Annotated in this window: 21 protein-coding genes; 7 read left to right on the top strand and 14 right to left on the bottom strand. The window is 42.0% G+C overall.

Annotated features, from left to right (window positions below; translation table 11 throughout):
• Positions 1-27 precede the first annotated feature (27 nt).
• Complete coding sequence (locus tag F9Y84_RS12395) at positions 28-594, top strand: NADPH-dependent FMN reductase (protein WP_128730607.1); 567 nt, start codon at positions 28-30, stop codon at positions 592-594.
• A 445-nt stretch (positions 595-1,039) separates the two neighbouring features.
• Entirely contained in the window at positions 1,040-1,732 is a 693-nt protein-coding gene (locus F9Y84_RS12400) for a 4'-phosphopantetheinyl transferase family protein (RefSeq protein ID WP_125251521.1), read from the top strand.
• Positions 1,733-2,041: 309 nt separating this feature from the next.
• On the opposite strand, the gene F9Y84_RS12405 is transcribed toward F9Y84_RS12400, so the two are convergent.
• The 4 genes from F9Y84_RS12405 to F9Y84_RS12420 all read right to left on the bottom strand — a co-directional run bounded on the left by F9Y84_RS12405 (position 2,042) and on the right by F9Y84_RS12420 (position 5,087).
• A complete protein-coding gene (locus F9Y84_RS12405; RefSeq protein WP_128730787.1) occupies positions 2,042-2,557 on the bottom strand; it encodes a DUF2489 domain-containing protein in 516 nt (171 codons plus the stop codon).
• On the bottom strand, positions 2,557-3,144 hold the full coding sequence (gene yihI / locus F9Y84_RS12410) for a Der GTPase-activating protein YihI (RefSeq protein WP_128730788.1): 588 nt from the start codon (positions 3,142-3,144) through the stop codon (positions 2,557-2,559). The genes F9Y84_RS12405 and yihI overlap by 1 nt, the downstream gene beginning before the upstream one ends.
• Positions 3,145-3,150: 6 nt before the next feature.
• Positions 3,151-3,822 (bottom strand): methyltransferase domain-containing protein, encoded by a 672-nt coding sequence (locus F9Y84_RS12415; protein ID WP_147391120.1) that lies wholly within the window; start codon positions 3,820-3,822, stop codon positions 3,151-3,153.
• 632 nt (positions 3,823-4,454) lie between these two features.
• Positions 4,455-5,087 (bottom strand): c-type cytochrome, encoded by a 633-nt coding sequence (locus tag F9Y84_RS12420; protein WP_125251517.1) that lies wholly within the window; start codon positions 5,085-5,087, stop codon positions 4,455-4,457.
• A 457-nt stretch (positions 5,088-5,544) separates the two neighbouring features.
• Between F9Y84_RS12420 and yihA the strand changes: the two genes are divergently transcribed.
• On the top strand, positions 5,545-6,180 hold the full coding sequence (yihA, locus tag F9Y84_RS12425; RefSeq protein ID WP_147391119.1) for a ribosome biogenesis GTP-binding protein YihA/YsxC: 636 nt from the start codon (positions 5,545-5,547) through the stop codon (positions 6,178-6,180).
• A gap of 28 nt (positions 6,181-6,208) precedes the next feature.
• Here yihA and F9Y84_RS12430 read toward each other — a convergent pair whose 3' ends face one another.
• The 3 genes from F9Y84_RS12430 to polA all read right to left on the bottom strand — a co-directional run bounded on the left by F9Y84_RS12430 (position 6,209) and on the right by polA (position 10,725).
• Positions 6,209-6,739 carry a DUF1285 domain-containing protein gene (locus tag F9Y84_RS12430; protein WP_147391118.1) on the bottom strand — a complete coding sequence of 177 codons (531 nt, stop codon included), beginning with the start codon at positions 6,737-6,739 and terminating at the stop codon, positions 6,209-6,211.
• The gene (locus tag F9Y84_RS12435) at positions 6,726-7,295 is read right to left on the bottom strand and encodes a YceI family protein (protein ID WP_128730791.1); all 570 of its coding nucleotides are present in this window, start codon (positions 7,293-7,295) and stop codon (positions 6,726-6,728) included. Before F9Y84_RS12435 ends, F9Y84_RS12430 begins: the two co-directional genes overlap by 14 nt.
• Before the next feature lie 673 nt (positions 7,296-7,968).
• Positions 7,969-10,725 carry a DNA polymerase I gene (gene polA / locus F9Y84_RS12440; protein ID WP_147391117.1) on the bottom strand — a complete coding sequence of 919 codons (2,757 nt, stop codon included), beginning with the start codon at positions 10,723-10,725 and terminating at the stop codon, positions 7,969-7,971.
• A 432-nt stretch (positions 10,726-11,157) separates the two neighbouring features.
• Between polA and elbB the strand changes: the two genes are divergently transcribed.
• A complete protein-coding gene (elbB, locus tag F9Y84_RS12445) occupies positions 11,158-11,808 on the top strand; it encodes an isoprenoid biosynthesis glyoxalase ElbB (protein WP_147391116.1) in 651 nt (216 codons plus the stop codon).
• Positions 11,809-12,090: 282 nt separating this feature from the next.
• Positions 12,091-12,483 carry a c-type cytochrome gene (locus tag F9Y84_RS12450; protein WP_147391115.1) on the top strand — a complete coding sequence of 131 codons (393 nt, stop codon included), beginning with the start codon at positions 12,091-12,093 and terminating at the stop codon, positions 12,481-12,483.
• A 122-nt stretch (positions 12,484-12,605) separates the two neighbouring features.
• Here F9Y84_RS12450 and F9Y84_RS12455 read toward each other — a convergent pair whose 3' ends face one another.
• Positions 12,606-12,833, bottom strand: a complete 228-nt coding sequence (locus F9Y84_RS12455; protein ID WP_125251510.1) for a hypothetical protein — start codon at positions 12,831-12,833, stop codon at positions 12,606-12,608.
• On the opposite strand from F9Y84_RS12455, the gene F9Y84_RS12460 reads away from it, so the two are divergent.
• Positions 12,833-15,403, top strand: coding sequence for a bifunctional diguanylate cyclase/phosphodiesterase (locus F9Y84_RS12460; protein WP_147389177.1), 2,571 nt, complete (start codon positions 12,833-12,835; stop codon positions 15,401-15,403). The two genes, F9Y84_RS12455 and F9Y84_RS12460, sit on opposite strands and share 1 nt — an antisense overlap.
• On the opposite strand, the gene rep is transcribed toward F9Y84_RS12460, so the two are convergent.
• On the bottom strand, positions 15,389-17,404 hold the full coding sequence (gene rep, locus F9Y84_RS12465; RefSeq protein ID WP_147389178.1) for a DNA helicase Rep: 2,016 nt from the start codon (positions 17,402-17,404) through the stop codon (positions 15,389-15,391). The two genes, F9Y84_RS12460 and rep, sit on opposite strands and share 15 nt — an antisense overlap.
• 194 nt (positions 17,405-17,598) lie before the next feature.
• Between rep and ubiK the strand changes: the two genes are divergently transcribed.
• Entirely contained in the window at positions 17,599-17,868 is a 270-nt protein-coding gene (gene ubiK, locus F9Y84_RS12470) for a ubiquinone biosynthesis accessory factor UbiK (protein ID WP_125251507.1), read from the top strand.
• A 175-nt stretch (positions 17,869-18,043) separates the two neighbouring features.
• Here the strand turns inward: ubiK and can are convergent, their stop codons facing one another.
• The 5 genes from can to ilvA form a co-directional block, all read right to left on the bottom strand.
• On the bottom strand, positions 18,044-18,715 hold the full coding sequence (gene can / locus F9Y84_RS12475; RefSeq protein WP_147389179.1) for a carbonate dehydratase: 672 nt from the start codon (positions 18,713-18,715) through the stop codon (positions 18,044-18,046).
• A 14-nt stretch (positions 18,716-18,729) separates the two neighbouring features.
• The gene (locus tag F9Y84_RS12480) at positions 18,730-19,902 is read right to left on the bottom strand and encodes a methyltransferase (protein ID WP_147389180.1); all 1,173 of its coding nucleotides are present in this window, start codon (positions 19,900-19,902) and stop codon (positions 18,730-18,732) included.
• A 36-nt stretch (positions 19,903-19,938) separates the two neighbouring features.
• Positions 19,939-20,991, bottom strand: coding sequence for an ABC transporter substrate-binding protein (locus tag F9Y84_RS12485; protein ID WP_147389181.1), 1,053 nt, complete (start codon positions 20,989-20,991; stop codon positions 19,939-19,941).
• A gap of 106 nt (positions 20,992-21,097) precedes the next feature.
• Positions 21,098-21,529 (bottom strand): hypothetical protein, encoded by a 432-nt coding sequence (locus F9Y84_RS12490; protein ID WP_147389182.1) that lies wholly within the window; start codon positions 21,527-21,529, stop codon positions 21,098-21,100.
• Positions 21,530-21,635: 106 nt separating this feature from the next.
• Complete coding sequence (ilvA, locus tag F9Y84_RS12495; protein WP_147389183.1) at positions 21,636-23,177, bottom strand: threonine ammonia-lyase, biosynthetic; 1,542 nt, start codon at positions 23,175-23,177, stop codon at positions 21,636-21,638.
• Positions 23,178-23,179 lie beyond the last annotated feature (2 nt).

Consider the following 23,179-nt stretch of genomic DNA (forward strand, 5'->3'; position numbering starts at 1 on the left):
AACGAAACAAAATAAGGTATCAGCAAGATGACTACAGCTAAAATTATCGCTCTAGCGGGCAGTTTAAGAAAAGACAGCTATAACCAACTTCTCATTCAAGCCGCGGCAAATTATGCACTGGAAAGTGGTGCCGAGGTAGAGGTCGTAAAATTACGGGATTTAGATATTCCAATGTTTGATGAAGATCTAGAAGCTCAAGGTACACCACAAGGTGTTCAACTACTCAAAGAAAAGCTTCGTAATGCCGATGGGATCCTATTGGCTAGCCCTGAATACAACGGCTCATTTACCGCCGCGCTCAAAAACGCAATTGATTGGGCATCGCGTACAGAGCAAGGTGCAGTGCCTGCGTTTAGAAACAAAGTTGTTGCACTTTACGCCACATCACCCGGTGGTCTTGGCGGCTTGCGTGGTTTAAACCATGTTCGTGACGTACTATCAGGAATTGGCAGCCTAGTACTGGCAGATCAGCTCGCGGTTCCAAGTGCATTTAATACCTTTGACGAACAAGGTAAAATTAAAGACCCAGATCTAGCAGAAAAAGTTTCTAACCTTGCTCTGCAACTAGTATCTGTTGCAAGTAAACTAAAATAACGGACAGATAGCTTTGCATATATCTTGCTATGGACGTTTAGCTCATGCACACTAAGCGTCCAAAGCAAATGACAACTTTAACCAAACAGGTAATAATACCAATTTGACTTAATACTTGCTCAATTTGAAGGAGTCAATCTGACGCTAACCACGTTAAAAATTTCTTATTTAGAACCACTAAATAGCAAAATTTTTGCCTAGTTATCGACAAGATTTTCTCGCCTCAAAATAGACCACTTAATTAAGAAAATTGATATCACGCTAAGTTTCGATAACGAACACCTCTTTGGTTGCCGGTTTTATCGCCTGCTGTATTAATCTCACTAAACATGCTCGCCAGTATTTACAGTGAACGTTACAGGGCAATCAGCCAGCTCTTCTCAACTTTAGGCTAAGTAGATAGCTCGCAAACTGGCATTATGGACAGGAATAACAGGAGCTAGCTTTGCAAAGCAATCACAGCCATCTATTTACCCCGTTTTTGCAACATCACTTTCATTGTATTCAATTTGACCCAGATAGTTATTCTGAGCAGTCTTTTGAGCAACATAACATCTTCCTTCCTGATACTTTAGAGAAAGCAGTTGCAAAGAGAAAAGCTGAATTTTTAGCAGGAAGGATCTGCGCGAAAGCGAGTTTAACAGCATTAGGTCATGATAACTTTACCGTACTGAACGGCTCTGACCGCGCCCCAATTTGGCCTAACAATGTAGTCGCGAGTATCACCCATACCCGTGGAATTGCTGCTGCTATTGCCACTAACAATACGCATACCATTGGTTTAGGTATTGATATTGAAAGAGACATGAAGCCAAAACAAGAAATCGAATTACAACGACAAATTTTACATCCGGCTGAGTTCGAGAGCTTTCGTGGACTGGCAAAACACGTACATTGCCCGTTAACCGTCATCTTTTCAGCTAAAGAGAGCATCTACAAAGCACTTTACGGGACGGTAAATCGATTTTTTGGATTCGATGCAGTGAAATTGAGTCAATTCGATACCCATACCTTGTATTTCACTCTTATGGAAAATTTACATCCACAATTGAGCATGGGTCAAACTATCAAAGTATTTTATCAATGCACGACAGGATTGGTTTTGACCGAGTGTGAATACCATATCACCTCAGCATGACATAATGAATAAACGCTCCACTGGGCGTTTATTCTTTATGTTCAACTTTTGCTTAGATTACTGGGCGGCAAGTTGAGCGCTGCGACCAAAACGCACTCAGTGGAACAAAAATCAAATGGCAAGAGTCAACAGACCCTAGTTTTACGTTATACCAATTTGCTTAATTAAGTAGTCTATTTTGAAGCGAGAAAATCTTGTCGATAACTAGGCAAAAATTTTGCTATTTAGTGGTTCTAAATGAGAAGTTTTTAACGTGGTTAGCGTCAGATTGACTCCTTCAAATTGAACAAGTATTAAGTTAAATTGGTATTATTGAAACACCACGTTTTCACTGCCTGTCGCAGCTTTAAAACGCACAATCAATTTCTCACAATCTTTCAAAATCTCTGGTTCCAAACGCTCTTCTGCACGCCAGCGCTGACTGTCCATTTTATAGATTTCTTTTTTAGAGTATTTCTTGCGTGCGTCATGAGTCGGCATTTCCTTCACCTCCTCATACATCTGATAGACACCAGGGTAATCTAGCTGTAAATCCACCTCATTATCAAAGCTATATTGAGAGATAAGCACCCAGACTCTGAGACAGCCTTCAGAGTACTCACACTGTTTCTCTTTCATCGCCCGGGCGATAAGGTTTACGCTATCAGCTATCTTGCTATTGCGCTGTTGACGCGATTTCTCTAATTCTATCGCTTTTTCTTCACGATGCTTGGCAATTTTTTCTTTTTGCACCTTCAACTGCCATAGCAATTTACCTGCGTAAAATGCCAAACCAGCAATGATCACAGCGCCGATAAAAAGTGCGACAATCCATGCAGTGTTCATTATTTGTTATCTTCCTCTAAGTCATCATCTAGCCATTCATTTGCTAAGTCATTACTCATAAACTGATCTAACGGATCATCTTCTTCCATGTCACTTTCTTCAAATTCATCATCAATACCTAAAAGTTCACATAATTCTTGATGACGTGCAATACCACGATTGAAGTATTTAGCATCTTTGCCTGTGAGTAATTCACCCTGCTCATGGCGCTCAAGCAACGACATTAAACGCTCGTCATTTTCAAGTTGCTCTAACTCTTGCTCTGGCGTCAGCACCTCAGCGGCGTTATGTAACTGCGCTTGCGGCTGTAAATGACGCTTCATTTCAGGCTGTGTATTTTCTTTAACCGGTTGCGACTCAACAACCAGAGAAATAGGTTTTTTACTTCCAGCTCGAGGATCTTTTTTTGCTGTCACTTCAGACTGCGCTTTTGGTGATATGTCTGGCGCATTTCTTGAGCCAGGCTTTTTACCTTTCGTTTTTTTATTACGCATCTCTTTTATTGCGCGTAACTCTTGAAGCTTTTCTTTACTTAACCTAGGTGTACCATTGGTCGCAATTTTACGTGTCTTTTTCTTTCTGGTCATAATCAATTACTCAAAATTCTGGCGTGTATTACGCTTGGTGAGAATGATGACATCATTCCCTATAAATTCTAAATCACAATCTTGCTGCGCAGCAAAATACGCAAAGGTTTTCTGACTAAAAAACGAAATATGTGTTAAGTCATTCTTATAATGCCAATTAGCAAAACGCGATTTATCTATCACAAGTTTAGTCATTAATACGAGCGGTTGCCCGCAATCTAGCAGTGCTAATAATTGCTGTAGTACCTGTCTTGGTTTGGCAAGGTGCTCAACCACTTCGGTGCTAACAATAAAATCATACTGTTGTTTTAGCACCTCCGGATTATTGGCATAGTACAAGTCAAACAATGAAACTTGATGTCCTACCTCTTCCAACATTTTTGCAAGCAAGGGGCCTGGTCCACAACCAAAATCTAACCCTAGACTTGGCTTCGATAGGCGAGCTATTAGCGGTTCAGAAACCCGAGTTAAAAAGCGGCGATAGCCTGCATCTTCCAAATCATTCTCATGACTATCATAAATCGCTTTTTCTTGCGCTGGTGTTAGCCTTGAATTTGGATCCGCCATAACCAGATGGCAGCACTGACATTGCCAATATAGTCTATGTTTGTCTTGGTGATAGGTTTCAAGCTGCTCACCTAGACATAGGCCACAACTTATCAGAGTTGAATCTTGCAATGGTTAACAATAATTGCTTAATAAGAAGGCTATTGTATCAGGTAAGCGAAAAGCAACCAAATAAAAAGGCGGCAGAGATTACTCTCTACCGCCTACTAATCTGAGCGTCACAACTGGACACTTCTCCCTTCGACTTTTAAGCCTTATTATTCTTATTATTTTATTGTCGTCCGTATTGTTTTTATTTTAGACTTCCGTGACATTTCCATATTGTTATTGTTATGAGACTTCCATGAATTTCTTATTCTCGGTCTTCCTAACGCTTTCTTGATAGTCCTTTGTATCAATCTAGATACTAAATATTGCCACCTACGCTTCCGTATCGCATTGTCCCTTTTTTTGTATTGCTTGGCGACAACGAATAATTTACGCTCCTGAGCCTGAGTTACAACTGTTCAATAACAAATTTCTTACCTTAAATTTTTTAATCAAACAGAAATCATATTGATTACATTAACTTACAATGAACCAAAGCTTAAAATTAAGCTAAAACTTACAATTAAGCAAAGACAATATCTCACAGAAAAAGTGAGATATGTCTCACATTTTAGGATATAAAAAAAGGCAGCGTGTGCTGCCCTTTTTTCAATAGTAGGAGTTTACAACGAGCGCTATAAACTCAATATACGACTTTAGTGTAGTCCACCTAAATATTTAGATAGTACTTCGATATCTTTGTCAGTAAGCTTTTTCGCGATGTCACGCATCATGCCGTTCATATCGTTATTGCGAGTACCGTCGCGGAACTTTTCAAGCTGGGCTTTGATGTACTCAGGATGCTGGAAAGATATCTTAGGAAATTTAGCCAATGATGTACCATTGCCTCGAGGACCATGACATGCTGCACAAGAAGGGATCCCTCTTTCAGCATCACCCGCTTTATATAATTGCTGACCAACAGCAACCACATCTTCAGGTGTTGTACCAGCAGACATAGATAAGGTAGAGAAATACGCAGCTAAGTCTTTCATATCTTGATCTGAAAGAGGCATAGCCATACCACTCATTACCGGATCCATACGCCCTTCTTTACCACCTGAGGTCATTCCTAGCTTAAACTCTTGCAGTTGCTTGTAAATATAATCGGCATGCTGTCCTGCGATTTTTGGATACATAGTCACAGGGGCGTTGCCATCTGGACCGTGACATGCTGCACACGTTGCAGATTTCGCCTTACCTGCTTCTGCGTCACCATCGAATGCCGATGCGTTGCTTGCTGACAACGTACCAAGCAACATTGTTAAAGTTAATGCTATTTTTTTCATGGTAAATTCTCTGTTTCCGACCCTGTAATTTGCACCCATGCGAACTAAAGTCGCTCTCTTTATCGCTTGGGTAAATAATACCAATCAGTACTAAAATTAGGTTGTTATCTTAATCAGATGAATCTTACATGCAGTACTCAGCAATAATAACGCCAAACAGCACCGATCCACCCAAATATGCCTCGTTCAGTAGTGACTACTGATGGGTATACTCTTTAGATTGACATTGCAATTTCTACATTCTACACGATATTACTTTCTCTGGCACGTTTTCTGCCCATATTAAGCTTATAATTTACAGGGATTTGACCTAGATTAATTAATAATGGCGCATCAATCCCCGCCTTACGCTCAAAAAGCAGCACCCATAACTGTTAGCGTAACGCTTTTGGTTTCAGCCATACTGTTATAAAATACGCAATTCAATCCGCGAAAGTTTAATCAGTTAGGAGTCAGCGTGCTAAAATCTCGCGTGAAATATAATCAGGCACAGTTTATTACCAGTGCCCCAGATATCAGTAAACTACCACCGGATACTGGAATTGAAGTGGCTTTTGCGGGTCGTTCTAATGCAGGTAAATCAAGTGCTCTCAATACATTAACCGATCAAAAGCTTGCTAGAACGAGTAAAACCCCCGGCCGTACCCAGCTTATTAATACCTTTTCTTTGGGCGAGGATCAGCGTCTTATCGATTTGCCTGGCTATGGCTTTGCCAAAGTACCACTAGAAATGAAAAAGAAGTGGCAAAAAGCACTGGGTGAATACCTACAGCGTCGTAAATGCTTAAAAGGGATTGTGGTGCTAATGGATATTCGCCACCCGCTGAAAGATCTTGATATGGATCTTATCAATTGGGCAATTAGTAGCAATATACCCGTGCTTGCGCTACTGACCAAAGCGGATAAGCTAAAACAAGGTAAGCGCAAAGCTGAAGTGCTTCAAGTTCGCCGTGCCTTAGCAGAGCTAAATGGCGACATAACGGTACATGCGTTTTCGTCCTTGAAAGGTATCGGCTTGAATGAGCTGGCTTGGAAATTAGACGAATGGTACCTGGGCCCTTTTGTTAAAGACAAGACTGAAGCTACAGAGTAAAAAGCGCCATGACGAAATAGAGGCGCGCCTATCCAAGATAGAAGCGCGTCTTTGCCGACATTAGATAAAATCCATTTTTATCTTCTTGCAATATCTCCACCCACTGGTAGTAGACATTTCGTGACACTCTAGCAGTTAATCCGTAATTGAGCCGCAAAAAGGGAATATCAACGCCATTTGCTCGTTCTAGCGCCAGTGGAAACATACTACTAATCGGCCATTCACGTCCTATGTTGTCCACAGCAATGATGCACGGAGCAAGTGACAAGCTTGAAGCATGTTCACAAAAGTACCACTGCTCAATCACAAAAGGATGTGCCATCACCTTCACAATGCAGCTTTCTGCCGGAGTTTTTAGCCAATAATGTGTTCCATCATAGCTTAATACACTCGCGAATAACGCAACGAGCGATGCTCTTTTTATCTCACTTTTTTGATGAAACCAGCGTCCATCCGTATCAATCACTATCTCGGAAAAGCCACACGAAGGTGCCGACCAGCTTTCTGTCGGCGCATGGGCTGTCACATACTGTGCAATTAATTCATCAATTTTGTTCATCAAAAACTAAATTAAAGGTGATAGGCACACTGGTGGAAATCGTTTTTAACCCAGCGATCTTGGTGAGCGCTTCGATCCCCGCACTAAAACCGAACTGTGTTGCGTCAAGTACAACCACGTTTACTGGAGTAACGACTAAACCGTCAGCATTTTTAGTCACGAGCAAGTCTAGGGTGATCTCTTGAGTTTGACCATGAAGCGTTAGCGCAGCATTAACTCCAGTGATTGTCTGAGGCCCCATAACTAAATTACTAAGTGATTTAGAGACATTGGCCGTTATCTTCGCGTGTGGATGATCCGCAACATTGAATAACATGGTTTGCATCCGCTCGTTACGGATGGGGATCATGGTTTCTACACTGGCAAGATCAATGTTGATCTCAAGTTCACCTTGCTTAGATAGCGAGCCTGCTATTTTCTTAAAATGATGTACTTCCGCAATATGTGTCTGTTTCACAGAAACAAAGCTGACATTACTATGTTGTTGATCAAGCTGCCAAGACGCAAAAGACTGAGCAGAAAAAAGTGCACTACCTAACAGTAGGTATTTAAGCATGACGACTTCCTTATTAATTGAGAGAACATAACGTTTGTGCACCCAGTGTAAAACGCAGTTAAAATTAAATAAAGCCCTTCTCGCTAAGGGTTTTAATACCTAGTTGCAGACTATTGCTGAAAAGGAAATTGAGACGATAATTGGAAGACACTAAAGCAGAGAAAAAGACGGCTCGTCAAAATAACGAGCCGCTATAGCAATCTGGGGAGAAGCTATCAATACACTGTATCCTCTTACGAGAGATACATCATCAACAGGATGTCCTACAGGATGAGGACGGCGCGAACTCTAACAAATAGATGTCCAGAAATAAACACCAAAAAGCAAAACTTAAGCCAATTTGATAAACTTTCAACGTTAAGTTTTTTTTTGTTACTGGAGATTAACAGAAGCTACAAATTTAAGATGCTATACCGCTAGTGTTTACTTGCACACATAAGTTAAGTCATCCACAAAAAAACCGTATCACCTAGAAAGATGATACGGCGCTAATACAATAAAGTTTGCGGCTTTGCCTCTCGTGTTAAGCAGTGAGTTAATCCGCTAAGTCACCTAAGCTCAACAGGCGCAATATCAAGCTAGCCAGAGATTATTGCTTAATACACGGCAAACTTGTGCGTCAATAGCTCAGGATAACAGCTGCTAGAGAATAGGCTATTATCCCGATTTCTAGTTAGTGTGCCTGTTCCCAATTATCACCACTGTCAGCTTCTACCAGTAACGGGACATCTAGTGATGCTGCAGCACTCATTAACTCACAGATCTTTTCACTGTACTCTGTCACTTTATCGCTATGGACTTCAAACACCAATTCATCATGCACTTGCATCAATAATTGAATGTCGTCACGGCTGCACGTTTGCAGCCACTCATCCACTTTAATCATGGCCTTTTTAATAATGTCAGCAGCAGTACCTTGCATAGGAGCATTAATCGCAGCACGTTCAGCAGCCTTTCTGCGAGCACCATTACGCGCTTTTATATCGGGTAAATACAAGCGTCGGCCAAATAAAGTCTCAACATACCCTTTCTCGGCCGCTTCTTCCCTTGTACGTTCCATATATTCCAGCACTCCAGGGAAACGTTCAAAGTAAGTATCCATATAATGCTGTGCTTCGTTTCTTGGAATATCGAGTTGTCGCGAAAGACCAAAGGCACTCATGCCATAAATCAAACCAAAGTTAACCGCTTTAGCTTTTCGACGCATATCTGATGTCACTTCTTCAAGCGGCACAGAAAACACCTCTGAAGCTGTAGCACTGTGCACATCTTTTCCTTCTGCAAAAGCGCTAAGTAGCCCCTTGTCTTGAGATAAGTGCGCCATGATCCTAAGCTCAATCTGGCTATAGTCTGCTGCAACAATTTGTTTATTGGTATCTGCAACAAATGCTTGGCGAATACGACGACCAGCTTCATTGCGAATTGGAATGTTTTGTAAATTCGGATCACTTGAACTTAAACGTCCTGTCGCCGTTACAGCCTGATGATATGAAGTATGTACACGACCAGTATCAGCATTCACTAACCTCGGTAATTTATCAGTGTAAGTAGACTTCAACTTCGATAAACCGCGGTGCTCGATGATAAGCTTAGGCAATGGGTAGTCATGCGCTAACTCTTGCAGCACCTCTTCCGCTGTTGACGGCGCACCCTTTGGAGTTTTCTTGATCACCGGTAGCTCAAGCTTGTCGAACAATATTGCCTGCAGTTGTTTGGTCGAACTGAGGTTGAATTCCTCACCTGCAATTTCAAAAGCTTGCTGTTCCAACTCTCCTAAACGCTTCTCTATCTCAACACTTTGTTTTGCAAGCATATCACCATCAATGTGTACGCCTGTGCGCTCAATTCGAGACAACACGCTTAATAGCGGCAATTCAATCTCTGTGAAGACCTGTTTTAGACTATTTTCTTTCTCAATTAATGGCCAAAGGTGTTGATGTAACCTAAGCGTAATGTCAGCATCTTCTGCTGCATAAGGTGCCGCTTTTTCCAACTCAATCTGGTTAAATGTCAGTTGATTCTTGCCTTTGCCCGCAATGTCTTCAAAGCTAATTGTTTTATGACCCAGATATTTAAGCGCCAATGAGTCCATATCGTGGCGAGTTCCCACGCTGTTAAACACGTACGACTCTAGCATAGTATCAAAAGCGATTCCGTTTAGCTCAAGCCCTGCACGGGCAAGTACACTTTGATCGTATTTTAGATTTTGACCCACTTTTTTGATCTGGGGATCGGCAAGTAATGGCGCCATCACCTCAAACACCGCTTCTTGGGTAAGTTGCTCTGGTGCGCCGACGTAATCATGATGGATGGGTAAATAAGCTGCTTCACCCGGTGCAACAGCAAAACTCATTCCAACCAGATCCGCTTGCATATAATTAACACTGGTCGTTTCGGTATCAAAAGCGATTAAATCAGCAGCTTTTAGTTTGCTAACCCACTGCTCAAGTTGTGCTTTTGTAAGGATCGTTTCGTAGTGAGTTTCTACTTGGGCTGCCGCTGGTGCAGATCCCTCCGCTTCAATGGTAACGATATCTGATTGTTGTTGACCATCCAATAACTCAGCCAGCCAGCGCTTAAATTCACACTCACCATACAGCTCAATCAGGCGATCTTTGTCCATTTCTGCAATTTTAAATTGCTCTAGATCTTGCTCAACTTCACAATCAAGCTTAATCGTTGCCAATTCGTATGAGAGCTTCAGTTGTGCTTGATGCTCTTCTAGCTTCTTCGCCATGGTTTTGGAACCACGGAAACCCAAACCAGCGATTTTATCTAGATTATCATACAGTGAGTCTATCGACCCTAATCCTTGAAGCATGGCAAGCGCTGTCTTTTCACCCACTCCAGGTACACCCGGAATATTATCTACTTTGTCACCCATCAGCGCGAGATAATCAATGATCAGTTCAGGACCGATACCAAACTTTTCCACCACGCCTGCGGGATCTAAAATGGTGTTTGTCATCGTGTTGATCAAAGTAACATGCTCATTAACCAATTGCGCCATGTCTTTATCACCTGTACTTATTAGTACGTGACGACTTTGCTCTGAGGCGATTTTAGAGAAGGTGCCGATCACATCGTCAGCTTCTACACCACTGATACTGACAAGTGGCAAGCCCATTGCTTTTATAATTTCATGGATTGGTTCGATCTGCGTTCTGAGATCATCAGGCATAGGTGGGCGATGTGCCTTGTATTCGCTGTACATTTCATTACGAAAGGTTGGCCCTTTTGCGTCAAAGACTACAACCATATGACTAGGCTGATATTGCTTCAGCAAACTCTTGAGCATATTTATCACGCCATAGATTGCCCCCGTCGCCTCACCTTTTGAGTTAGTTAAATGCGGTGGCGCATGATAAGCACGGAACAAATAGGAAGAACCATCAACCAAGATCAAAGGGTTTTGAGGGATCTGAGACATAAATATTGGATCCTAAATTAGTCTTTTACAGAGTAGAATGTAAGGATGCCACAAGGCACAAGATAAAACGAGTTTCACGTTAGCCTATCATTTGGATATTGCAAGTTGAGCCTGTGGATAACTTTGTAGACAAACACGAAAAATTGCTCCAGAACTTTCAACTTGAAGTCAGAGTACGATTTAAGGCTTTGGTTTACTTGCGTTTTTAGAGCTTTTTTAGTTGTTATTATCTTTAGCCATTTGTGGATAAAGAATTTTATTGGTCACACATTTTAGAGCGTATGAACAAAAAATAGCCTGATTTTCTCAAGCGGAGGAGTATACTACCACAAATGATCAAAGATCATAGAAGATCCTTTATAATTTTTTAATTAGGCCATAATTCTTTTTATGTATATAGCGCGCGCAACAAGACGTTAGAAGGAGAAATGAATGAAAAAAGTAGCAGTAATTTTTAGTGGCTGTGGTGTATTTGACGGTGCAGAGATCCATGAATCGGTACTAACCTTACTTAATCTAGAAAAAGTAGGAGCAAGCTACCAGTGTTTTGCACCTAATATTGATCAGTTCCATGTGATCAACCACTTAACAGGCGAGACACAAGAAGAACGTCGTAATGTACTAGTGGAAGCTGCACGTATCGCGCGTGGAGAAATAGCAGACTTGGAGACTCTCAATGCAGATGAATTTGATGCACTTGTCATACCTGGCGGCTTTGGTGTCGCGAAAAACCTGTCTGATTTCGCTTTTAAAGGTGCCGAATCAACGATTTTAGAAAGTATAAAAATCGTATGTCGTGCGTTTAACAGCCAACAAAAACCAATAGCATATTTATGTATTGCACCGGCGCTCATCCCACATATTCATGCACCAGGTACGCTTGCAACCATAGGCTCTGATGTTGATACCGCAGCTGCTATTAATACGTTAGGAGCAAAGCATGTTGAGTGTACAGTATCTGACATCGTAGTTGATGAAGGTGAAAAAGTGATATCAACACCAGCGTATATGTTGGCATCCTCGGTGCTAGAGGCAGCTTCTGGAATTGAAAAAGCCATCTCAAAGTTAGTAGAAATGGCTTAATATAGAAATTTACGAGTCTGTCAGACTTATCCAAGTTAGCAGGCTCTAATCCATTCTTAGGTAAATTGCGTATCTTACTTAAAGCGTATTCGTGACAACCACAAAACTTGGCTGTGGTTCTACGAATTTGGGCAAAAAGCTTGCCCTAACGCAATAAATTAATGGTTTTAACCATTTATACTCAAGTTTACGTTTTATAAATGAACAGGTGGCGTTATAATCGCAATAATTCCGTCATCCATCATCGTGATTGAACACGTTCAAACGAAGTGAGCAAGGTAAATGAAAAAACTTTCAGCAGCACTTTTATTGCTATCAACAGCCGCAGTTGCGCAACCATATGACAATTCTTTAACTGAAGAAGCGATTAAACAACGCCTTCAGCCAATCGGTTCAGTATATTTAGCTGGTGCTGAAAGTGCAGCAGCAGCGGTACCAGCTGGCCCTCGCTCAGGCGAACAAGTTTACCAAGCTTCTTGTTTCGCTTGTCACGGTACTGGCGCGCTAGGTGCTCCTAAAACAGCTGATGACTGGGCTGCACGTCTAGCCAAAGGCTCTGAAGTACTACTAGACCATGCGATTAATGGGTTTAATGCAATGCCACCTCGTGGTACTTGTATGGACTGTTCTGATGATGAAATCGCAGCAGCTATCGAGTTTATGACAAAAAACTAGGTATTAGCTCGTTGCTGTCATGGTAACCAAAAATACATTAAAAAGTGCAGCCTTTATCGCTGCACTTTTTCTCTAAAATATCATGACAATTTATACCAATTATCTTAATTAAGCGGTCTATTTTAAGGCATGAAAGGCTTACTATTTATTTGTTCTAAATAAGAAATTTTTAACGCAGTTAGCGTCAGATTTACTCCTTCAAATTGAGCAAGTATTAATGCTAATTGGTATGACAGATCAAGCCACAAAACAAGCTTGTAGGAATGAGAAAATTGCACTTGACCACTTAGGTTAAAAGTGAAATTATTAAGCTCAATAATTAAACAAAAATAAGAACCGGTTTTCATCATTGGAAGAGCCACAACAACAGGTTAAGAGACTATCTCGACGAGCCGCAAGATTAGAGTCTTTACTAGAAAAATATAAAAGAAAGTCTCAACTTCAACACACATTAATTCAATTATCAGAACAGGCAAGTACTGTTGCTGAGTTAACCCTGTTGTACCCCGCAATTCATAATATTCTTTCTCAATATCTACCAAGCAAGAGCTTCTATGTGGTATTACAAAACCGCTTTACACAAGCACTTGAACTTTCTTACTTTGTAGATGAAAAAGATGCTGTGGCTATTCCCTTACATGAGGCACATCACTTCAAAGATGGCGTTACAGGTCATGTTTTTAAAACTGGCAAAACAGTTTACCTCACCAAAGAAGAGATGTTGTCGCGAGCAAAGGCTGGTGAGTTCAAAATCCTTGGTAGCCAAGCAGAACATTGGGTAGGGGTGCCAATATATCGCGATGGCGCGATTATTGGTGTCATGGTGTCACAAAGCTATGAGGCTGAACAGTCATACAGTGAGCATCAAGTTGAGCTGCTTGAAGTGATGTCGCTATACCTAGCCACTGCAATCGAGAGAGTCAAAAAACGCGAATTACTCGAGTCAGAAGTTAAGATACGCACTCGCGCGTTAATGCAAAGCAATGAAGCGCTGAACAAGGAAATTGATAATCGTAAACGTGCGCTAGAAAGGCAGCAGATCTTGTTTCAAATATCAGAACTGGCAACTCAGTTTTCTGATATCGATGATGTTTATAAACAGGTTCATGACATTATCCGGTCAATTACCTTTGCCGATAACTTGTATATCGCGCTTTATAATAAAGAAGAACAATGGCTAACCTTCCCCTATAGTGTTGATGAAAAAACTCGCTATAAAACCAGATCTTTTGCAAAAGGATATAGCGAGCTGGTTATTCGCACGGAGCAAAGTCAACTGATCGACTGCACTCGAGCCAAAGCTCTCGCGATGGAGGGGATTGTAGAGCGACCAGCGGGATACAACCATAATTTAGCCGCGACAAGTTGGCTCGGTGCTCCATTAAAAACCGCCACTGGCGTTATTGGCTTAATAGCATGCCAAGCGTATGATCATAAATATGAATTTGACTATGACGATGTTGAGCTAATTTCGTTTGTATCAAATCAGATTGCATCGGTATTACAGACTCATTTAGCAAATCAGGCATTAAAGATCAGTCACCAGCAACTCGAACATCGCGTTGCAGAGAAGACCAAAGAATTACAACAAACGAATTTGCATTTACAAATGCAAATGGAAGAGCGCAAAAAAATAGAGCAGCAGCTATATCACGACGCCCACCACGACTCACTTACCGGTCTACCAAACCGCAGCCTATTTTTAACCCAACTTGAAAAAACATTGAAGAAACATCACCGCTATCCTGAAGATAACTTTGCTGTGCTGTTTATTGATTTAGACAAGTTTAAAGATATTAATGATGAACTTGGTCATCAGGCTGGCGATCAGTTTTTGGTTTGGGTATCACAATCTTTCTCAGAGTGTATTCGTGAACATGACTTGCTAGCCAGACTAGCTGGTGATGAATTTGTAGTTTTACTTGATCATCTAACCGATCGCCAACAAGCAGAAGACGTGGCGAAACGGATAATCAAGGTAATGCAACAGCCATTTTGCCTCAAAGGCGTATGTATGCAAAGCGGTGCAAGTATCGGCATAACGTATAGTAACAAGCTATATCGCAATACCGATGAAATTATTCGAGATGCAGATGCTGCAATGTATTACGCAAAGAATGCCGGTCGTGGCCGCTACGAGTTTTATCATCCACTACTCAGTGCCAGCTCTAGCGCTCAGAAACAACATGATCAGCACCACCTTGATAAGCTACCAACACATTTTCGCTATACCGAGATAGTCAACTGGTCTGACAGTGCAGAGCCCATCGGATTTATCGAGGCTTTTGGTGAACACCCAGTACTAGGTAGCACAAGCTTTGATATTCTAAAGAAGTTTGCAGCTGAAAAACCCCAACACCTTGAGATCGAATTGCAATTACTTAAAAAAGCTCAAGATGTTGCGGCTTGTCGGAATGACGACATTTTATTTAACTGTTCAACCATGTTGTTGGAAAACAACCATTTTGATGTGCTAAAGCAACAGTTAGTCACTGAAGGTAACGCACTTTGCTTATTGTTTGAAGAAAGTGAAATTCGTTTTGCTTCTAGTCAGCAAATTTTAAACTTAAAGTCGTTGGCTGAAATGGGGATCCCTATCGGGTTAAATAACTTTGGCAAAGATCGTTGCGATCTTACCCTGATCAGCCAAATTGACTTTACCTATGTTCTACTTAGCTCTACCTTTAGTAAACGTGTACTTCAGCAAACGAGCTATGAGGTTCAATTACAGGGTATTTTGGCCGTTACCCAAGTAAAAGGCATTAAAGTCATTGCTCGCGGACCTGCAATATTAAATTTCAGAAGTTTGTTAGAAAAGCATGGCTTGCAGCTGTTTTTTGGCAAGCAACGAGCTTTAGATAAAGGGCAAGAAACATGCGCCTTTATCCCCACTTTTGATAACGAATCAATCCCTTCTTAACATAGCGCGTAGATTCGCCACGTTAGATTTTCCTTTTTCCATTCGTTCTGCCTGTGTCGCCACAGGCTTTTTACCTTCAATTTGCAGATCGTCTTGAGGTAACTCTTGCACAAAGCGGCTCAACTCAGGAGTGATCTGCTCACCAAATTGACGGCGACTTTTTGTATAAGTCAACGTTAACGTTTGCTGAGCACGAGTGATCCCTACATAAGCCAAACGCCTTTCTTCTTCAACATTGTCTTCATCGATACTAGTTTGATGCGGTAACAAGCCTTCTTCCATGCCAACCATAAACACGTGCGGGTATTCTAACCCTTTAGAAGCATGTAACGTTAACAGCTGCACGGCATCAGAATCATCCTCTTCCTCATTGCGCTCAAGCATATCCCTCAGCGTCAGTTTACTAACAACCTCTGGCAAGGTCATCGCCGGATTATCTGCATCCCCTGTTAGCATATCACTGATCCAGCGATATAATTCCGAGACATTTTTCATCCTCATCTCTGCCGCTTTAGCACTTGGGGATGATTCGTATAGATAAGCCTCGTAGTTAATTTCTCGGATCATATCTTTAACGGCTTCCAAAGTATCACCCCGAGTGGCTCTATCTGAAAGCTCCACTACCCAACGAGCAAATCCCATTAAGGCCTTTAGCCCTCGTCCCGCCATACGCTCTACAAGTTCGGACTCAAAGCATGCTTCAAATAAACTAATATGACGTTCGTTGGCAAAACTGCCAAGCTTTTCTAAAGTCACCGGGCCAATCTCACGTCTTGGTGTATTAACGATACGCAAAAACGCATTGTCATCATCTTGATTTACCAAGAATCGTAAATATGCCATGATGTCTTTGATTTCACTGCGAGCAAAAAACGACATACCACCACTGATTTTATAAGGGATACGGTTGGTCATTAAAGCTTTCTCAAATACCCGAGCTTGGTGGTTTCCGCGATAAAGCAAAGCATAGTCCCGATAGCTCGTGCGCTTCATAAATTTATGCGAAATAATTTCAGCTACTACCCGCTCAGCTTCGTGCTCTTCGTCACGGGTAGCAATCACCCGAATAGGATCACCGTACCCTAGTTCACTAAATAGTTGCTTATCAAACTCGTGTGGGTTATTCGCGATTAGAATATTAGCTGCTTTTAAGATCCGTCCGGCACTACGGTAGTTTTGTTCTAATTTAATCAGCCTTAAACCAGGAAAATCTTTACTTAGTAGTACTAGGTTTTGTGGTTTAGCACCACGCCATGAGTAAATCGATTGGTCATCATCACCTACCACAGTGAAGCGTGCACGCTCTCCCACTAAGCGCTTTACGAGTTGATATTGGCTGGTATTGGTATCTTGATATTCGTCGACTAATAAATAACGAAAACGCTGCTGCCAACGCTCTCTAACATCAACCGACTGATTCAGCAGCAATGTTGGGATCATGATGAGATCGTCAAAGTCTAGCGCGTTGTATGCACGAAGCTGTGTCTGGTAACGAGCATACAACTGAGCGAACAGCGCTTTTTGAGGCTCTCGAGCTTCTCGAATAGCGCGTTCGGGTAAGATCAGTTCATTTTTCCAATTACCAATCTGCATTTTTAGCAAGTTAAGCAGATCTTTGTCACGCTCCAGCTCTTTTTCAGTCAGTTCACTTAACAACTGGTTGGTATCTTGATCATCAAACAAAGAAAAGCCTGGCTTGTAGCCTAAGGTTTTAACCTCTTTTTTGATGATCTCCAGACCCAATGTATGAAAAGTCGAAACCCACAGCCCCTTAGCTTCTTGTTTGCCTAATGTTTGCGCGACACGTTCACGCATTTCTTTGGCGGCTTTGTTGGTAAAGGTGACCGCAGCGATATTTCTCGCTTTGTATTCACACTGCTGTACTAAGTAGGCAATTTTATTGGTAATAACACGGGTTTTACCAGAGCCAGCCCCCGCTAACACAAGGCATGGGCCACTAATATACTTTACTGCTTCGTCTTGTTTTGGGTTGAGCTTCATGCAACTAATCCGGTTATCTTCTCGCTTGGCGCACTTTTGGTTACAACTTTGAGTGCTGAGGGGTTGAGGAATTCTTATAAACTAAGCGCGCTAGTTTACCGTATCAATGTAAAACTATGAAGCGAACCTTTTCCACCTCTCGTGCATAAGGTAAGATGGTAAATGTATACTGACTCGCAAGCTAAGGTAAGAAAATGATTAACCCAGCCAAAATTGAAGAGATTGCCAAACAGATTTCAAGCAATATGCCACAAGGTGTTAAGAGCCTTGCCGAAACGTTTGAAGCCAGAACCAAGCAAGCTATTCAAAGTAAACTATCAGAGATGGACTTTGTCAGCAGAGAAGAATTCGATATTCAAAGCAAAGTATTGATCCGCACCCGTGAAAAGCTAGTAGAGCTCGAAGAAAAAGTAGCACAGCTTGAAGCACAACTGGCTGACAAGCAAACAGACTCTCACGAGTAACACCGTATTGGCAGCACTGCGTTGGTGTTTTGCTGCCATTTCATTGTATGGTGTTTAATACCAATTAGCTTTAATAGTTGGTACAACATCAAGGTTTTGTGGACACAGGATAATTAGTGCCGCAACCTGTATAGCCTGACGCTCATATCATAGACATCCATTGTTCGCTTGCAGTTTAAGAGCAATAGCGTTGATTCACACCGAGTAACGACTTTTCATAGCACAAAGATAGCTGCTCACTGTCTGCCACTGCACCGACAACCTCATTTAATAATCCATCAGCAAGGCCATATACCCAACCGTGTACGGTCAGTGTTTGACCACGCAACCACGCATCCTGCACAATGTTGCTCTGACAAACATTGCGCACTTGCTCCACCACATTAAGTTCACATAATGCTGCGCATTGTTGCTCATCAACTATGCGCTCAATAATTGCCTGATGCTTCTCTTTGACATCAGCAACATGACGAAGCCAGTTGTCAATTAGTCCAAACTTTGCATTATCTAGCACCGCTTGAACACCACCGCAACCATAGTGGCCAACTACCATAATATGGTCGACTTTAAGTACTTCTACTGCATACTGCATGACCGATAAACAATTATGATCAGTATGTACCACTACATTTGCAACATTACGGTGAACAAATAGTTCACCGGGCATTAAATCAACAATTTCGTTGGCCGGTACTCGAGAATCTGAGCACCCTATCCAGAGATAATCAGGGTTTTGCTGCTGCGACAACTTTTTAAAAAATTCAGGATCACTGGCATTGGTGCGCTCTGCCCATTGCTTATTGCTATTGAGCAAATGGCTCAGCGGGCTCGAACTAAAATTACACATTAGTGGCTCTCCGGCTAACGTTCAGCCTGTATCAAAATATTCCTTGGGGTGAGTGACTTTTCGCAAAAAGTACTAAGCTCAACATCATACCCCGATGCTTGTAAATATAAAGCTCTATCTAGCACTAACCATATTTCAATAGCACGGCGGAACAAATGACGAACCAACTCAACTCTGTCAGTAACTTGCTTTCTCTGGCGGCCAATTCGCTCATACCTTTCAAAGTCGATGTTTGCAGGTAAGATGATTTGTTTTTGCTCTGCCGCCCAGTAACAAAACTCATCAAACGTCCCTGAAAAAATGGCTTTATTTACAGAGGGAACCGAGACATAGTTATCACTACCGTCCAACTCTCTTCTCAACGCATCAAAACCCAGTCGCCAACTCACTTCTTTTTTGCGAACTGCCGCGACTCTGCCCGGTGCGGTGACGGTTTCTTGTAATGCTAGCTTCATATCATGATGAGATAAGTTCAGCGCACTGGCGCTAGCTTCTACGCTCATCGCTTCATACTGTTGTGGTGTAAAAAGGTGATAGCAGCAAGGAGAAAGCGATAGCTTTTTCATTCCATTATCAACAGCTTGGCGGATAAATACACGGTGTAATTCACCACAAGCATGTAATGCAATACCATGGCGATTTTCAACAAAATGGTGATGAATATCATCTTTGAGTACATCAGCACAATGAAAGTGAAGGTTTAGATTCTGCCGTTTTGCACTCTCCTCTCCTTGACGACATAAATCTTGTTGTAGCTCAATACTATTGACTTCAGGCGCACCATGGTAGGCAAGCATACGCCCTAAGTGCCCTTTACCAGCACACCATTCAAGCACAGCAGACTTGGTTTCGTTTATAGCAGCAACAAAGTCTTGTAGCTGCTCAAGCTTACGCCCTTTAATTCCATTACTTAGCCAAAATGGCAGTGCATCTCGATGACCTTCAATCTTGGGCAGCATACAAAGGGTATGTAATTGCTCCAGTTCAGGGATAGTACTTTTGAAGAAATCACGATGCGCTTGCTCGTTGTTGTCTAACTCATGTACTGCCTGATCGCTAAGTTGCAGTAACGTAGACTCAAGCTCAGGCCAAGGTATGGCTAAATGCTCAAATGCAACGATCTGCCAATACTGACGAGTATCAAATAATAATTTATCTAAACGTAGAAAACGCGTACTTAAGTCCACAGTAGTTACAACCACCAGCAATACAATATGCTTATTCTAGCGTAAATGTGACTTATTTTTCCGAGAAAAGATGAGCTGAATATACATGGGAATACAAACTAAGGTTAAAACAGCGGCAATTATTAACACCCAAGATAATGAGGCCGGATCTTGCTTGACTTCTGAGTAAATAAAATCAGCCTTATGTTCGTGAAATTGGCTTACATCCAAATGATACAGCTGTGCTATCCACAGCCACTTTGCAGCTGACATTTTTCCGATAGGGATACCCGAAACCCTAATAAAATCTTTGAGCTTCTCTGCTTCATAAGCCAATTGTGCGAGTGACTTATGAGTTGCATAGTTCGCTTTGGTAACGGCAAGCGACTCTTCTAAATGGAGCATCGCATATCGCCAACCTTTGAGACTGGCACGACGAAATCGCATTACCTGCTGCGGACGATCGCGTAACATTGCTTCGGTCGTAAATAGCACGTCTGCGTAGACATTTAAACCAAACTGTTTAGGGCAAATTTCTCGAGTCGCCACGCCCAATTGCTGTGCCTGATAGGGTTCGTTTGTGCTATAAACCTGCATCGCATCAAACTTTCCAGCGATGAAATCATCAAAGGGTTTCTTGCCTGAATAGAGCAACATGCTGTCGGTATTTACACCGGCTCGTTGCAACATCATCAGCAACTCACCATTTTCAGTATGCCCAAGGAGGCTGATGCGCTTTCCTTGAAAATCACGTGGGACATATATCCCGCTTTGCGCTTTAACCATCCAACAGTAAGGAGAGGATTGTAATAATGCAGCCAGCGCCACAAAAGGTTTTCCTTCAAGGCGTTGTTTTAGTAAACCAGAGTGAAACACACCAAATTGCGCTTGTCCGTATAGCACACGAAAGTCAACATTAGGGTTGTTCGGATCAGCGGGGACAATGATAACGTCAAGCCCTTCTTCTTGATAAAAGCCCTTTTCTTTTGCCATATAGTATCCAGCAAACTGGAACTGATGCGTCCACTTCAACTGAAGCGTTACCTTCTCTAATGCCTGTATTTGGGTACTGAAGATAAGAAGCAATAACACTGCAAAATACTTAGACATTATGTCCTTATTTCTTGTACGAGAATAATGGCTAACTATAGTCGATGGGCAGAAGCTTGCCATAGCAATAGCCGCGATTTCAAAAACAGCTTAAGGAAAGTGAGTGCTATATACTATGTACAGTACAGTTTTCAAAATGCTCTGCGAGTAGATTTTTAATATGATGATGAATTTGGTCGCGACTTCCTGTGCATGTAATGTCGTAACCATTACCGTTGTTTTGTTCTATCAGCCCCAAGTAGTTTTTGCCTATCGCAATAGACTCTATACGCGCTATCGGTATGGTTACTTTTCCGATCCCATGTGAGATGATCAGTGTATCGCCTACCTTTGTTAATAATGATTCCACTCTTTGGTTACCATATCCGTCACCGCCTAATACCATAGATAACATCAGCATTAAGCAAGCTGTAGAGAAGAAGATACCACTTTGAAAATCTGGCCAACATATCACTAGCACTACGTAAAGGCCTGCTAGTAACACAAGCTTCTTTATTAATGCAGCCCATCTTGATTTAGTTTTACCAGACTGTAACACTCGTCTCTCCCGCTAAATAAACTCCTCGAGATGGCAAAGCGCCCTCTCATTGCTCTGTGAAATTAAATTGGCAATAATATTCTCTAAGCGCCCAAACATAACCCCACTAGCCTGCTTTTTGCTTTTGCAACTGCTCACCATATAAAAAGCGTGCAAAGCAAGGGTTCTGTGTTTCCTCTTGAAATTGATACGCCAGCTTAGCTAAATGAGCATCAAAACATTCATAATCCTTTGGTTCTACCTCAAACGCTGCTAATACATTACCCTGTGCTGCACCGTGATTTCGATAGTGAAATAATGTTATATTCCAGTTACTACCTAGCATGTCTAAAAACCGCGCCAACGCCCCTGGATATTCTGGAAACTCAAATCGTAATAGACGCTCCTTCATTACCGCAGGAGGCTTTCCACCTACCATGTATCTAACATGTAATTTCGCAAGCTCGTTGTCTGATAGGTCATCAAACTGATACCCATTTTGATGTAATGAAGCCCTCAGTTCATCCAGCTCACTTTGCCCATTTCTCAAACCTACGCCAACAAAAATCTGTGCTTCTCCACAGCCAGCATAGCGATAGTTAAACTCAGTGATTGCGCGTCCACCTAGAGAGTGACAAAAGCGTTTGAAGCTACCTTTTTCTTCAGGAATTGATACGCCAAGCAATGCTTCATGCTTCGCGCCTAATGCTGTTCTTTCGGCAATATATCTAAGCCTATCAAAATTCAGGTTAGCTCCAGATAGGATTGCAGCAACACTTAACCCTTTTTCACCAGTTTGTGCCAGCCACTTTTTTAAACCTGCTGTTGATAACGCCCCAGACGGCTCTGCAGTTGCTCTTATTTCAACAAAAATATCTTGCACCGCAGCGCATATTTCATCGGCATTAACTGTGATCACCTCATCACAAAACTTTTGTGCCAGCCTGAAGGTCTCAGTACCAATAAGCTTAACTGCAACACCATCGGCGAAGCCACCAACCCTCTCTAATTCCACAGGCTTGCCAGCTGCCATTGCAGCCTTAAGACAAGCACTGTCATCAGCTTCTACTCCAACAATACGAATGTCTGGCCGCAGTGATTTTAAATACACCGCCATACCCGCGAGTAGACCACCACCACCAACCGGTATAAATACCACATCCAACTCATCAAGCTGTTGAATAAGCTCTCGCGCTACCGTACCTTGACCAATGATCACGTCTTTATCATCAAATGGAGGAACAAATACACCACTTTGCGCTTCACACAACTCCAAGGCATATTGTTTTGCAGCATCAAAGTGGTGGCCATGTAAAATCACTTCACCACCGAGTTTACGCACGGCATTCACTTTAATTTCTGGCGTAGTCACAGGCATTACAATAGTGGCATGCTGACCTAAATGCGTTGCACTTAGTGCAACTCCTTGAGCATGATTACCCGCTGAAGCGGTATACACCCGAGACCCTTTCGGCAACTGACGCAGTTTGTTGTATGCACCACGTAATTTGAAAGAATAAACCGGTTGTTGATCTTCTCTCTTTAGCCAAATCTGATTACCAAGCTGGGCTGACATTTGCTCTAATTGATTGACTTGCGTTACCTCAACGAGCGGTGCCACATTCGCTTGAATGATGGCTCTGAAGTAATCAAGCTCTTGGGAAACCATCG

Source organism: Pseudoalteromonas peptidolytica (assembly GCF_012641745.1).
Taxonomy (GTDB): Bacteria; Pseudomonadota; Gammaproteobacteria; order Enterobacterales; family Alteromonadaceae; genus Pseudoalteromonas; species Pseudoalteromonas peptidolytica.